General features: G+C 65.7%; 14 protein-coding genes and 1 tRNA gene. 12 read left to right on the forward strand and 3 right to left on the reverse strand.

Translation table 11 applies throughout. From position 1 onward, the window contains the following. Window positions 1-51: 51 nt before the first annotated feature. Window positions 52-516, reverse strand: coding sequence for a lysozyme (locus AC1RJ5_RS19180; protein ID WP_342249099.1), 465 nt, complete (start codon window positions 514-516; stop codon window positions 52-54). A 106-nt stretch (window positions 517-622) separates the two neighbouring features. Here AC1RJ5_RS19180 and AC1RJ5_RS19185 point away from each other — a divergent pair, with 106 nt between their 5' ends. The 7 genes from AC1RJ5_RS19185 (at window position 623) to AC1RJ5_RS19215 (ending at window position 5,631) form a co-directional block, all read left to right on the forward strand. Further along, window positions 623-1,357, forward strand: coding sequence for a TlyA family RNA methyltransferase (locus tag AC1RJ5_RS19185; RefSeq protein ID WP_342249098.1), 735 nt, complete (start codon window positions 623-625; stop codon window positions 1,355-1,357). 91 nt (window positions 1,358-1,448) lie between these two features. Next, entirely contained in the window at window positions 1,449-2,006 is a 558-nt protein-coding gene (locus AC1RJ5_RS19190) for a TspO/MBR family protein (RefSeq protein WP_269576389.1), read from the forward strand. Between the two features lie 19 nt (window positions 2,007-2,025). Next, complete coding sequence (locus tag AC1RJ5_RS19195; protein WP_269576388.1) at window positions 2,026-2,319, forward strand: accessory factor UbiK family protein; 294 nt, start codon at window positions 2,026-2,028, stop codon at window positions 2,317-2,319. Between the two features lie 103 nt (window positions 2,320-2,422). Continuing rightward, on the forward strand, window positions 2,423-2,926 hold the full coding sequence (locus tag AC1RJ5_RS19200; RefSeq protein ID WP_446745949.1) for a type III secretion system chaperone family protein: 504 nt from the start codon (window positions 2,423-2,425) through the stop codon (window positions 2,924-2,926). Beyond that, window positions 2,923-3,720, forward strand: a complete 798-nt coding sequence (locus AC1RJ5_RS19205; protein ID WP_342249097.1) for a pyrroline-5-carboxylate reductase family protein — start codon at window positions 2,923-2,925, stop codon at window positions 3,718-3,720. The genes AC1RJ5_RS19200 and AC1RJ5_RS19205 overlap by 4 nt, the downstream gene beginning before the upstream one ends. Window positions 3,721-3,782: 62 nt before the next feature. Then, window positions 3,783-4,391, forward strand: a complete 609-nt coding sequence (locus AC1RJ5_RS19210) for a hemerythrin domain-containing protein (RefSeq protein ID WP_493115122.1) — start codon at window positions 3,783-3,785, stop codon at window positions 4,389-4,391. A gap of 196 nt (window positions 4,392-4,587) precedes the next feature. Beyond that, a complete protein-coding gene (locus AC1RJ5_RS19215; protein ID WP_446745948.1) occupies window positions 4,588-5,631 on the forward strand; it encodes a rod shape-determining protein in 1,044 nt (347 codons plus the stop codon). Here AC1RJ5_RS19215 and AC1RJ5_RS19220 read toward each other — a convergent pair. After that, window positions 5,620-6,279 carry a TetR/AcrR family transcriptional regulator gene (locus AC1RJ5_RS19220; protein ID WP_269576385.1) on the reverse strand — a complete coding sequence of 220 codons (660 nt, stop codon included), beginning with the start codon at window positions 6,277-6,279 and terminating at the stop codon, window positions 5,620-5,622. The two genes, AC1RJ5_RS19215 and AC1RJ5_RS19220, sit on opposite strands and share 12 nt — an antisense overlap. A gap of 97 nt (window positions 6,280-6,376) precedes the next feature. On the opposite strand from AC1RJ5_RS19220, the gene AC1RJ5_RS19225 reads away from it, so the two are divergent. Then, entirely contained in the window at window positions 6,377-7,039 is a 663-nt protein-coding gene (locus tag AC1RJ5_RS19225) for an O-methyltransferase (protein ID WP_493115125.1), read from the forward strand. 115 nt (window positions 7,040-7,154) lie between these two features. Here AC1RJ5_RS19225 and AC1RJ5_RS19230 read toward each other — a convergent pair whose 3' ends face one another. Continuing rightward, complete coding sequence (locus AC1RJ5_RS19230; RefSeq protein WP_269576383.1) at window positions 7,155-7,640, reverse strand: MarR family winged helix-turn-helix transcriptional regulator; 486 nt, start codon at window positions 7,638-7,640, stop codon at window positions 7,155-7,157. A 67-nt stretch (window positions 7,641-7,707) separates the two neighbouring features. On the opposite strand from AC1RJ5_RS19230, the gene AC1RJ5_RS19235 reads away from it, so the two are divergent. From AC1RJ5_RS19235 to AC1RJ5_RS19250, 4 genes are all read left to right on the forward strand, one after another. Then, window positions 7,708-8,805: a branched-chain amino acid aminotransferase gene (locus tag AC1RJ5_RS19235; protein WP_184168846.1), complete on the forward strand. Its 1,098-nt coding sequence runs from the start codon at window positions 7,708-7,710 to the stop codon at window positions 8,803-8,805. Between the two features lie 23 nt (window positions 8,806-8,828). Continuing rightward, a tRNA-Gln gene (locus AC1RJ5_RS19240) sits at window positions 8,829-8,903 on the forward strand. A 437-nt stretch (window positions 8,904-9,340) separates the two neighbouring features. Continuing rightward, window positions 9,341-10,627, forward strand: a complete 1,287-nt coding sequence (locus tag AC1RJ5_RS19245; RefSeq protein WP_493115128.1) for a TetR/AcrR family transcriptional regulator — start codon at window positions 9,341-9,343, stop codon at window positions 10,625-10,627. A 153-nt stretch (window positions 10,628-10,780) separates the two neighbouring features. Further along, window positions 10,781-13,474: a TonB-dependent receptor domain-containing protein gene (locus tag AC1RJ5_RS19250; RefSeq protein WP_493115130.1), complete on the forward strand. Its 2,694-nt coding sequence runs from the start codon at window positions 10,781-10,783 to the stop codon at window positions 13,472-13,474. Window positions 13,475-13,509: the final 35 nt, after the last annotated feature.

The raw sequence follows: 13,509 nt of genomic DNA on the forward strand, positions 1-13,509 counted from the left end.
CGCCGGGGAACAGCTGACCAACCTTCGGCATCTTGAACGCGGCCGCTCCCCTTACGTCCTCTCGTAGAGCGCCTGCTCGGCCGCGCGGCGCTTCTGCAGGCCCGGGAGCACCTTGCCGTCGGCATGGTCCCACAGCGGAAACTGCGCCGCGGCGCCGGCATAGTCGCCGGCCTTGTGGAGTCGCAGCAGCGTGCTGCTCTCGAGATTGGCGACGCCGATATTGTAGGCGAAATCGACCAGCGCATCGAACTGGTTCTGGCTGGTCGGCGCCGATCCGAGCAGCGAGGAGACCTGGGCGGAGAAGCTGGTGAGGTTCGCTTCCAGCCGGGCATCGCACTGCGCCTGGCTCCACACCGTGTTCTCGACGATGTCGGCACCGGTCGAGCCCCAGCCGATCGTCCAGGGCAGCTTGCCGGTGCCGGGATCGGGATAGGCCTTGAAGCTGCCGTCGGGCTGCTTCTGCGCGCAGCCTTCGAACTCCTGGACGAGCGCGATGCAATTCTGGCTGGGCGTCACGGCGATGCTCTCCCCTCTCTGGCCCTCTCTTTGGCGCAATGTGCCCCAGCCGGGGTTTGAAGGCGCGCGGCTTTGCATCCGAAGCGGTTGGACCTAAAGGCGCTGCATGCCCAAGCAACGTGCCGACCAGATGCTCGTCGATCGCGGCCTGGCCGAGAGCCGTACCCGCGCCCAGGCGCTGATCATGGCCGGCCTGGTCTTTGCCGGCGACCGCAAGGTCGACAAGCCCGGCCAGCAGCTCCCCGAGGAGACCGTGCTCGACGTGAAGGGCCGCGACCATCCCTGGGTGTCGCGCGGCGGCATCAAGCTGGCGCACGGGCTCGAGCATTTCGGCTGGGACGTCACCGGCGCGGTGGCGATCGATGTCGGTTCCTCGACCGGCGGGTTCACCGATGTGCTGCTGAGCAAGGGCGCCGCGCGCGTCTATGCGGTGGACAGCGGCACCAACCAGCTCGCCTGGAAGCTGCGCCAGGATCCCCGCGTGATCGTCCATGAGCAGACCAGCGCGCGCATCCTGACCGAGGCGCACATTCCCGAGCCGGTCGACGTGATCGTCTGCGACGCGAGCTTCATCTCCCTCGCCAAGGTGCTCGAAGTGCCGTTCCGCTTCGCCCGGCCGGGGGCGCATCTGGTCGCGCTGATCAAGCCGCAGTTCGAGGCGGGGCGCGACGAAGTGGGCAAGGGCGGGGTGGTCCGCGATGCCGCGGTGCACGAGCGCGTCTGCCGCGAAGTGCGCGATTGGGTGGCGGCGCAGGGCTGGGACGTTGCCGGCATCGCCACCAGCCCGATCACGGGCCCCGAGGGCAATGTCGAATTCCTGATCGGAGCGACCCGCGGCTGATGTACAAGCTGTGGACACCCCATATGGCAACGCTTGCGTTTCGGCGCGCTGCAACATAGCCCTTTCGCCGCACACATAACCGGAGGCCGCATTGAGGGAAATCGCATCGAAGGGGCAGCTGAGGCTCGCCTATCTGCGATGGGCCGTGGTCACGGTGCCGTTCATCCTGTTGCTGGGCATCACCTCGGCGCGGCTGGCGCCCTCGGGCAGCGACAATCCCTGGTTCGCCCGGCTGGTGAAGCCGGCGATCATGCCGCCCGAATGGGCGTTTCCGGTCGCCTGGACGACGCTCTACGTGCTGATGGGGCTGGCGCTGGCGATGATCATCAACGCGCGCGGGTCGGCGCTGCGCGGGCCCGCGCTGGTCGTCTTCGCGGTGCAGATGGCGGTGAACCTGGCCTGGTCGCCGGTGTTCTTCGGCATGCACCAGGTCGTGGCGGCGCTGGCGATCATCGGCGCGCTGTTCGTGCTGGCGCTGGTCACCTTCATCCTTTTCGCCCGCATCCGCACCTTTGCGGCGGTGCTGCTGGTCCCGTATCTCGCCTGGATCGCGTTCGCGGGCTTTCTCCTCTATCAGATCCACGAGCTCAACCCGAACGCCGGAAGCCTTGTATCCGCGCGTCCGGCTGACGAAATACAGATCAAGTGATCGCGTAAGGAACACGACAATGCAGACCGACAACCGCCTGTTCGACGATTTCGTGAAGTTCGTGAACGGCGCGGCCGGCACGCTCGCCGGCGTCGCCCGTGAGACCGAAGGTGCCGCGCGCGAGCGTGCCCGCGAGTGGATCGGCGGCATGGACTTCGTTTCGCGCGAAGAATTCGAAGCCGTAAAGGCAATGGCGGTAGCCGCCCGAGACGAGAACGAATCCCTCGCCGCACGCCTGGCGGCACTTGAATCGCAGCTCGCAGCGGCTCCCAAGGCGGCGAAATCGCCTAAAAAGACGGAAGGGCAAGCATAAACACCTTGTCCACAGCTTTTGCGCAGGGTTGCGAACCCTGCGCTTGTGCGGGCCCGGTGCGATTGGCAGATTCTGGCCAAGCAATCCGGCCCCAGTGGAGAAACTGATGCTCGACGAAGCGGAATTCGACCGCGACGACGCAGCCCCTATCGACATGCTCGAAAGCTATTTCGCCGCCCATGGCTGGACCCACAGCCGCGAGGACGACGAGATCGTGGCGAAGGTCAAAGGCAGCTGGACGGAGTATGAGCTTCGCGCGATCTGGCGCGAGGACGACGGCGTGCTCCAGTTCCTGGCATTCCCGGACATCCGGGTGCCGGACGAGCGCCGGATGGCGCTCTACGAGACGGTGGGCCTGGTCAACGAGCAGCTGTGGATCGGCCATTTCGAGCTCTGGTCGCAGAGCGGCATCCTGCTGTTCCGCCACGCCGCGATGATCGATGGCGATGAGCCGACGCTCAGCCTGCCCCAGGCCGAGCTGCTGGTCGAAAGCGCCGTCGATGAGTGCGAGCGCTTCTACCCCGTCTTCCAGTTCGTGCTGTGGGGCGGCAAGACCCCGGCCGAGGCACTGGCCGCTGCCCTGATCGAAACGCAGGGCGAAGCGTGAGCGCCGCTCCGCCGGCCCGCTTGTGGCTGGTCGGCTGCGGCAACATGGCCGGCGCGATGCTGCGCCGCTGGATCGAAGCGGGGACGATCGACCCCGCCAATGTCTTCGTCGTCAACCGCCAGGACCGCGAACTGCCCGCGGGCGTCCGCCAGGGCCGCGCATTCCCTGCCGGTCCGCTACCCGATGCGGTGATGCTCGGCATGAAGCCGCAGCAGATCGACGCGATCGCCGAAGCGCACGGCACCAGCATCGCCGGCGTGCCGCTGCTGCTCTCCATCCTCGCTGGCGTCGAAATCGCCACGCTCGCCTCGCGCTTCGATGCGGGCGCGATCGTGCGCGTCATGCCCAATCTGCCGGTCGCGATCGGCAAGGGCGTGGTCGCGCTGCACGGGCCCGCCAACGGCTCGGTCGAGGCGCTGATGCAGCCGCTCGGGCTGGTCGAGTGGATCGCCGACGAGAAGCTGTTCGACGTGGTCACCGCGCTCGAGGGCTGCGGGCCTGGCTTCGTCTATCGCTTCATCGATGCGCTGGCCTCGGCCGGCGCCGCGCTCGGCCTTCCCGAGGGTCAGGCGCAGCGGCTTGCCATCGCCACCGTGGAAGGTTCCGGCCTGCTCGCCGGCGCTGCGGAGGTCTCGCCTGCGGTGCTGGCGGACCGGGTGGCCAGCCCGGGCGGATCGACCCGAAAGGGCCTCGATGTGCTCGATGCCGACGACGCGCTGAAGAAGCTGCTGCTCGCCACGCTCACCGCTTCCGCCCGGCGTAACGCCGAAATGGCGGCGGAAGCCCGCGGATAGGCCGGAACGCCCGCCGCGCTCCTCCGTTGTTGCGCTGACAGCGAAACATTGGAGGCGTAGCCATGACGACCACCACCGCAACCCGCGACAGCAAGGGCCGTTTCACCGGTTCGAAGCGCACGAGCACGACGCACAATCTCGGGGTGATCGCCGGAGCCGCCGCCGGCGGCGTGGCGCTGGGGGTGCTGGCGCTGCTCGGCCGCAAGGCGGTGATCCAGGCACCCACGGCGCTCGCCGGAAACTGGGACGAAGCGCTTGCCACCGAGCATGAGGCGGTTCGCAAGGTGTTCGACCAGATCGAGGCCAGCGACGAGCATTCGACGACGAAGCGCAACCTGCTGCTCGCGCACCTCAAGCACGCGCTGATGAAGCATGCGGTGGAGGAGGAGAATGTCATCTACCCGGCGCTGCGCGAGGCAGGCCAGAAACAGGCGGCCGACGAACTCACCAGGGAACATGGCTATGTGAAGCAGTATCTCTACGAGTTGGAGAACACGCCCACCGCCTCGCCCGACTGGATAGCCAAGGTCCGCCAGTTCCGCGGTGAGATCGAGGAGCATATGGCCGAGGAGGAGATGCGTCTCTTCCCGATGCTCCGCGCCCAGCTGAGCGACGAGAAGAACAAGGCGCTGACGCTGACGATGAACAAGGAAGGGTTCAAGTTGGCGTGAGCCAATTCCTCCCTCGTCCCCCAGGGGCAAGGGAAGGGGCGCCAGCCCGGTTGCACTCATATCGGCGCCCCAGTCGGTCGTTCAGCCGATAACAGGTTGACCCGAGCCCTGCGCCAGCTCACCGCACGGGCCCGCGCAACCGATGTCGCCTCTTGCAATCCTGTGAGGCGAATTTTGTGCCAACAGATTGAATTTGATGCGATTTTCTCGTTTGTTCTCGAGCGGTTCCTACGATCTTGCGATTGACCTCGGCACGGTAAACACAGTCATCTATCTGAGGGACCGCGGGATCGTCCTCAGCGAGCCCTCGGTGGTTGCGATGGAAACGACAGGTGGCATCTCGCGCGTCCGGGCGGTCGGCGCCGAAGCGAAGCTGATGCTGGGGAAGACGCCCGACAACGTCCGCACGATCCGTCCCATGCGCGATGGCGTCATCGCCGACGTCGATGTCGCGGAGCAGATGATCAAATATTTCATCGACAAGGTCCGTGGCCGTTCGATGCGGATCGGGCGGCGACCCGAAATCGCGATCAGCATCCCGAGCAGCGCCACCCAGGTGGAACGGCGTGCCATCCAGCAAGCGGCCACCAATGCCGGCGCCGGCAAGGTCTATCTGATCGAGGAATCCATGGCAGCGGCGATCGGTGCCGGCTTGCCGATCACCGAACCGCTCGGCGCCATGGTCGTGGACATTGGCGGGGGCACGACCGAGGTGGCCGTCCTGTCCCTCAAGGGCCTGGCCTATAGCGCATCGATTCGTGTCGGCGGAGACCGCATGGACGATGCGATCGCCTCCGCGATCCGCCGCAAGCACAATCTCATGGTCGGCGAAGCGACCGCCGAGCGGATCAAGGTCGAGATCGGCACTGCCCGGCTTCCGGAGGACGGCATCGGCCAGACCACGAAAGTCAGGGGACGCGATCTGGTGAAGGGCATGCCTTCCGAAGTGGAGGTGAACCAGGGCGAGATCGCAAACGCCCTTGCGGACCTGACCGCCCAGATCGTCGAGGCGGTGCATTCCGCACTCGAGAAAACCGAACCGGAACTGGCCTCCGACATCTTCGATCAGGGTATCGTGATGACGGGTGGCGGCAGCCTCCTCGCGCATCTTGACGATGTACTGTCCAAGGCAACCGGATTGCCGGTCGTAGTCGCGGAGAATGCCCTAATGTGCGTGGCTATGGGTGCGGGGCGTGCGCTCGAGGATCCGGTCTATCGGGGCGCAATGTCATCCACCTGATTGGTCGCCCCGGCCCTGTGCGGTCGGGATGCCTGCCACATAGCCGCACAACATGTCCGCCAGCGCGTCCGACCACGCTGCGATCTCCGCCTCCGTGCGCGGGTTCTGTGAGAAGCGCTCGCCGACGCCGCTCAGCGTCATCTTGATCAGGCCACCCGCCAGCTTCCGTTCCTCCTCGCCCACACCGGGCAGCGCCTCGCGCAGGAACGCGTCGTAGATCCCAGCATTCTCCGCCCGGGCGTGGATCGCCTCGGGCGCGTCGCGGTAGAGCGGGGCGGCGTCGGTCAGCGCGGTGCGGATCGCCGCTTCCTCGCATTCGGACTGGATGAAGGCGTGGACCAGCCGGCGCAGCCGGTCGAGCGGCGGGATGCTCGCATCTTCCAGGATCGCGCGCAGCATCGCCGAGGTCTGCTGCCACTCGTCGCTCTGCAGGCGGAACAGGATCGCCGCCTTGTTGGGGAAATACTGGTAGAGCGAGCCGACGCTCACGCCGGCCCGCTCGGCGACTCGCGCGGTGGTGAAACGCTGCGCGCCTTCCTTCGTCAAAACCTGAACAGCGGCGTCGAGCACGGCCTCGACCAGCTGGTTCGAGCGCGCCTGTCTGGGCTCTTTCCGCGAGGCGACGCGGGTGGTGCGGGCAGGGGGCATACGGGGCTCCGGCCAATGCGAATAGTCAAACCTGACGAACTAGTCGTATTTTCCGGATCAGCAGGCAAGCCCCTGCTTCCACATGGAGAACCCCAAGATGACGACGCTTTCCAGCGCCCCTGTGGCGCCCCTGCTCGCGCGCCTGTTTGCCGAGGTCGATGCCAACCCGCCGGCCGCGAGCCCGCTCTTCGCCGGCACGACCAGCGAGGATCACCGCGCGATGATGCGCAGCAAGACCGGGTATCGTGACTTCTACGCCAAGCTCGCCGATTTCGCCCTGCCGGTCTCGCCTGAGGTGGGCGGGCTGCTCTACACGCTGGTCCGCGCGACGCGTGCTACCTCGATCGTCGAGTTCGGTACCTCGTTCGGCCTGTCTACCCTCCATCTCGCGGCGGCGCTGCGTGACAATGGCGGCGGCCGGTTGATCACCACCGAGTTCGAACCCGCCAAGCTCGCCCGTGCCAAGGCGCATCTCGCCGAGGCCGGCCTTTCCGACCTGGTCGAGTTCCGCGAGGGCGATGCGCTGGAGACACTCTCGACCGAGCTGCCCGAACATATCGACCTGCTGCTGCTCGACGGCGCCAAGGCGCTCTATTCGGACATTCTCGACCGGGTGGAGGCCCGGCTGCGCCGCGGTGCGATCCTGGTGGCCGACAATGCCGATTACTGCCCGGAATATCTGGAGCGCGTCGGTGATGTGGCGAACGGCTACATGTCGATGCCGTTCAGCGACGAGGTGGAGCTTTCGATCCGGCTCTAATTCCCCCGTCATCCCCGCGAAGGCGGGGATCCAGGGTCGCGGGCGATGTCCTGTTTGGCTCTGGATCCCCGCCTTCGCGGGGATGACGGGGTTACTCGCGGATATGACGGGGATGCTACCGCCCCAGCGCCGCCACCACCTGTTTCTCGCTCTCGGGCACAAGTCCTTCGAGCACCGCCCAGAAGCCGCCCACCGCGCCGGGGCCGGCGCTCGAATAGGCCGCCGCCATCTTGCCGCGCAGCGCGTCGAACAGCTCGCCTTCAAGCTTGGCGCCCGCCGGGGTCAGTCGCAACAGCCGCTGGCGGCGGTCCTTCTCGCCGGTGCGCGTCTCGACAAAGCCGCGGTCGCCCAGCTCGGTCAGCACCCGGCCGAGCGACTGCTTGGTGATCGAGAGGATCGCGAGCAGCTCGCTCACCGTCAGGTCCGGCTTGCGGGCGATGAAATAGAGCGCACGGTGATGCGCGCGGCCCAGGCCCTGTTCGGCGAGGCCGGCATCGATCGAGCGGGTCAGATGGGCGTACCCGAAATAGAGCAGTTCCACGCCGCGCCGGATCTCGGGCTCGCGCAGGAACAGCGGGGAGGCAGGAATTGGGGCAGCCATGTTGACGCTTTCTGCCACCGCGCCTAACCCGCTGCAAGCCGCTCAAGGCAGAGTCGGGAAGAGTAAGATGAACACCACCACCAATCTGGATTTCGAGTTCGAAGCGCACACCAACCCGGTCAGCGATGCAGACCGCGCCGTGCTCCTCGCCAATCCGGGCTTCGGCAAGGTGTTCACCGATCACATGGTGGTGATCAAATATTCGGTAGAGAAGGGCTGGCACGACGCGAAGGTCCAGCCGCGGGGGCCGATCCAGGTCGATCCGGCAATGGCCGTGCTGCATTATGCGCAGGAGATCTTCGAGGGCCTCAAGGCCTATCGCACGCCCGATGGCGCGGTCACGCTGTTCCGTGCCGACGAGAATGCCCGCCGCTTCCGCGAGTCCGCCGAGCGGATGGCGATGGCGCCGCTGCCGGAGGAGCTGTTCCTCCAGTCGATCCGCGAACTGGTGAAGATCGACGAGAAGTGGATCCCCGAGATCGAGGGCGGCTCGCTCTATCTGCGCCCCTTCATGTTCGCGAGCGAAGTGTTCCTCGGCGTGAAGCCGGCCAGCGAATATCTCTACATGGTGATCGCCTCGCCGGCGGGCGCCTATTTCAAGGGCGGTGCGCCGTCGGTCACGCTCTGGGTCTCGGAGCATTATACGCGCGCGGCGCCGGGCGGCACCGGTGCGGCCAAGTGCGGCGGCAACTATGCCGCGAGCCTGGTCGCGCAGAAGGAAGCGATCGGCCATGGCTGTGATCAGGTCGTGTTCCTCGATGCGGTGGAGAACCGCTATGTCGAGGAACTGGGCGGCATGAACGTGATGTTCGTGATGGACGACGGCTCGATCATCACCCCGCCGCTGGGCGGCACGATCCTGCCGGGCATCACCCGTGCCTCGCTGCTCACCCTGGCGCGCGAGCAGGGGATCGAAGTGCGCGAGGAGCGCTATTCGATCGACCAGTGGAAGGCCGATGCCCAGAGCGGCAAGCTACGCGAGGCCTTCGCCTGTGGCACTGCGGCGGTGCTCACGCCGATCGGCCAGGTGCGCGGCAACGGCTATGAATTCATGATCGGCAATGGCGGTCCGGGCATCGTCACGGAGAAGCTCCGCGCCGAGCTCGGAGGCATCCAGCGCGGTACCGTGCCGGACACGCATGGCTGGGTTGAACGGCTGGGCTAAGGCCCTATAAGCCGCCGCTCTGCTGGGGCGTCGCCAAGTGGTAAGGCAACGGTTTTTGGTACCGTCATTCGCAGGTTCGAATCCTGCCGCCCCAGCCAGTGCAATCAACACATATGCATAGATTTCGCGTGCAGAGGGCGGTCATGCCGCGCCTCTTTCCGTAAAATCTCGGCCATTTGCCTCGGGTTTTGCGCCGGCTGAATCGCTCGGCCCGGCTGTCGTCGCGACGTATGTTTTGCCACCCGATGGACCGTGACGGTCCTCCCATCACTGCTGCGATCCCGGCATGCGTATCGGCACCGGGAGCGCATTTCGTTGATGTGGCCGAAGAGCCCGTCGGTTGCGAAATGGAGCGGTGGCGCTCGCGTCTGGCCTCGGGTGGCATTCATTGTACAATTGTTTAAAACATGCCGCCTGAATGGCGTAGGTGATTTGCGGCCTTCTTCTCGAGGGAGTGCTGATGGCGCGGTGCCGCGCATCGTTGGAGCGTCGCGAAGACTAGTGCCCCTGTAGCGCTAAGGAATATGGTTTGGTGATGCCGAAGAACGTTGGATCGAGCGAACGCATGGCGACCGACGGGTCGGTGCGAGAGCGGCGACAGCCGGGATCCCCCGCGCGCGCGGCACGGACCAAAGCCCGGATCGCCGATGCCGTCATCACCTTGCTCGCCGAAGCGGGTTCGAGCCGCGTGACGCATCGCCTGGTTGCCGCGGCGGCCGGAGTGTCGCTTGCCGCGACGACCTATCATTATGCCACCAAGGGCGAGATGATCGCCGATGCTTCCCGGCGCTTGCTCGATGGCTATGTCGAATCTTTCCGTCGTGCGGCCCTGCGGCAGCGCCGTGGCAAGGGCAGGGCGCCCGATCTTGCGGGCTTCGTCACCAAGCTGCTGACCAACGCTTCCGGCCGATATCGGCGGCTGGCGCTCGCATGGTGCGAGATCATCCTTGAGGCCGCGCGTACCGCAGAAGGCCATGCGATCGCAGACGAATGGTTCGGCAAGCTGTTCGAGGCGTGGAGCGATCTGGCGCGTGCCATGTACGGCGAGTTGAGCGATGAGGCGGTCGTGTCCGGCATCGACACCGCCATCGGCCTGTTGTTCATCACGCTGCCGCTCGAGCTCAAGCCCGAGCAGGTCGCCGCGGTTTTCGCCGCAGGCGCCGATCCCGTCATCCATTGGGCACCCCGCGATACCGCGCCCGAGGCCGGGCCGTCCCCGCCTGCACGGCGAACGCCCAAGGCGCGTGAAACGCGTGAGCGCATCCTGGAAGGTGCGATCGCGCTGCTCGTGGCGAACGGTGCGGGCGCCGTCACCTACAAGGCCGTGGCGCAGGAATGCGGTCTTACCATTGCGGCGCCGGCATATCATTTCGGGTCGATCGACGGCCTGCTGAAGGCCGCGGAAGCCGAGTTGTTCGCACGCTCCAAGCACCGCTACCGTGACATGGTCGGCTCGGCAGGGGGCGCAGGACTGACACTCGACGGACTCGCCGACCTGACTGCCGCCGTTTTCGTCCGCGAAGTGACGCAGCACGGCCGCGCCGCGATCGCGATCTATTCAATCGGCGTCGAGTCGGCGCGGCGGCTGGACCTGCGCTCGGCCGTGTGGAGCGTGATCGCCGACCAGGCAAAGGCATGGCGTCGCCAGCTCGAGCAACTCAATCAGGATGTCGCCGCTTTCGACGCGCTGCGGATGCAGGCAGTGTTCATCGGAAAGCAGATCCGCGCGCTTTCAACAGGCAGCCCGATTGCGCAACTCTCCGCCGCGCGAAGTGCATTTCGCGACGAGATTGCCGCTGCCGGCAGAGCGTCAACTCATTAACAGTACATATTTTTAAAAATATTGACGCATCGGCCCGGAGGTCGTAACCCTGAATAGTGCAAACCGCCTCAAAGAAGCGGGGCACGACCGGGGTGGCGCCTTGCGCCTCTCCAACCGAAACGAGCCGGGAATCCGGCCATCGGGGAGGATGGGATGAACGGACAATTTGCGGGCCGCGGTGCCGCGGGATTTCATTTGCTGCGCCTCGGCGTGTCGGCGGCGGCGATCGCCTGGATACTGGGCGGGGGCAGCGTCGCATATGCGCAGGACAGCGCGCCTCCAGCGGAGCCTGTCGCACAGGTCGGCAAGTCGCCGCAGGACGCCGCGGCGGACGGCAGCGGGGGTGGCGACATCGTGGTCACCGGAACGCTGATCCGCGGTGTTGCTCCGGTCGGGACCAATGTCATCGGCGTTGATCGTGAGGCGGTGGTGGCGACGGGCGCCGTCTCGACCAACGATCTGCTCGCGCAGATTCCGCAGGTGGGCAATTTCGGGACAGTACCGATCGGCACCGGCAGCTATGCCCTGCCGATCGTGCGCCCCAACATCCGGAATCTCGGCGCGTCGGGAGGATCGACCACGCTGGTGCTGATGAACGGCCACCGCCTGGTGGGCGCGGGCGTGCTCCAGACGTCGGTGGATCCCTCGATCATCCCGCCCGATGCGATCGAGCGGGTCGAGATCATTCCCGACGGCGGCTCGTCGATCTATGGATCGGACGCGATTGGGGGCGTGATCAATTTCATCACGCGCAAGCGCTACAACGGCCTCGGCATCAATGCGCGCTACGGAATGGCGGACGACTATAAGTCGTTCGACGGCAGCGTGATCGCAGGCAAGGACTGGGGATCTGGATCGATCTTCGTCTCCTATGCCTATGCCTGGCACGACAATATTCTTGGCATCGACCGCGACTATGTGACGGCGGACAATCGCGCGGGTGGCGGCAATGACAACCGCGGTACGGCCTGCACGCCCGCCAATGTCTTGATCGGCGGCATTCCCTATGCGCTGCCGGGCAAGGTGCCGGGCACGATCAACCGCTGCGACCAGACCGATTATGCCGACATTGTCCCGCGCGAAAAGCGGCACAGCGTGTTCGCCGGGCTGACGCAGGAATTGAGCGATGCGGTCCATTTCTCGCTGACCGGCTACTGGTCGCAGCGCGATACCGTGACGCGCAGCGCGCAATCGACGCAGAGCGATACGATCACGATCCTCAACCCCTATTTCTCGCGGATCGGCACCGAACTCTCCCAGACCGTGGCGATGTCGTTCGATTCGGTGTTCGGGCCGAGCAACGTCAGCCCGGCGCGCTTCTCCTCCTATGGCATTACGCCTTCGATGGAGTTCGACCTCGGCGGGGGCTGGCAGCTGCGTACGCGCGCCAATCTGGGGCGTAGCGAGAATAAGACGACCGAGGATGCGATCAATGCGAGCGCGGTGACCGCGGCGCTGGGTGGGACGACCACGGCGACGGCGCTGAATCCCTATAATCTGTCCGCGACGTCGCCGAGCGTGCTCGCGAGGATCAACGACTTCGTCAACTACGGCCAGGCGACGCAGGAGCTTGCCGAAGGCCGGGCCGTGGTCGATGGCCCGTTGTTCGCTCTGGCGGGTGGCGAAGTTCGCCTCGCGGCAGGCGCCGAATATCACTATGAGAACATCCGGTCCTTCACCGGAAGCGGCCCCATAGCCGCGATCACGGGCGGCAGTTCCTTTGCCGAGCGCGACGTCAAGTCGGTGTTCGGCGAGCTGCTCGTGCCGCTCGTCGGCGAAGGCAATCGGTCGCCGGGACTCTACAGCCTCGAGATCTCCGGATCGGCGCGCTATGACGATTATAGCGACGTGGGTGGGACGACCAATCCCAAGATCGGCATCACCTATCGTCCGGTCCGTTCGCTCACCCTGCGCGGCAACTACGGAACGTCGTTCCATGCGCCGAGCCTTGCCGATCTCGGCAATTCGGTCGACTCGCGCGTGCAGGTGATTCCGTTCAGCCCGTTCCGTGCGGCGAACAGCTCCCCGTTCGACATCCTGCGTCCTACGATCGCGATTGCGGGCGGTAACGCCAACCTGAAGCCCGAGAAAGCCGACACCTGGTCGCTGGGTTTCGACTTCAAGCCCGACTTCGCGCCCGGGCTGGTGCTGAGCGCGACCTATTTCAACGTCCGCTTCACCGATGCGATCGCAGTGCCACCGTTCACGTCGCCGGTGCTCTTCGCCGACCCTAATTATTCAAGCTTCTACATCCTCAACCCCACGCTCGCGCAGGCGACGGCCGCGGCCGGCAGCTTGCGTATCGACGGCGTGCCGAGCCTTGCCGCACTCTACGCGGCCAGTTCTCCCTACGTGCTGTTCCTGGCGACGCGCGCCAACCTGGGTGCGGTGCATACCGACGGGATCGACTTCAATCTCGCCTATGTCCACTCGACGTCGTTCGGTTCGCTGAACGCGAGTTTCGCGGGGACGTACACGCTCGGCCGCAAGACCCAGACGATCAAGGGCGGCCCGTTCAGCGACGATCTGAAGAATGGCACCGGGCGCCTGGCCTTCACGGCGGGGCTGGGCGGCAAGGTCGGAGGATTTACCGGTCAGGCGACGCTCAACCATCGCAGCGGCTTCCCGCTGGGCGGCGTGCTTCCGCAGACGCGCGTCTCGGCGTTCGACACTGTAGACCTGTTCTTCTCCTATGACCTCGGCAATCTGATCAAGAACACATCGCTGACGCTGAATGTCGATAATGTGTTCGATCAGGATCCGCCGTTCCTGAACAGCGCGCCGGGTTACACCAATGGTGGCACGCTGGGGCGGCTGTTCGCCTTTGGCATCCGGACGAAGTTCTAGGGAGCGGAAGTTGTCGTCGATGCGCGTATCGAGTG

This window comes from Sphingomonas sp. GW822-FHT03G08 (genome assembly GCF_058801135.1).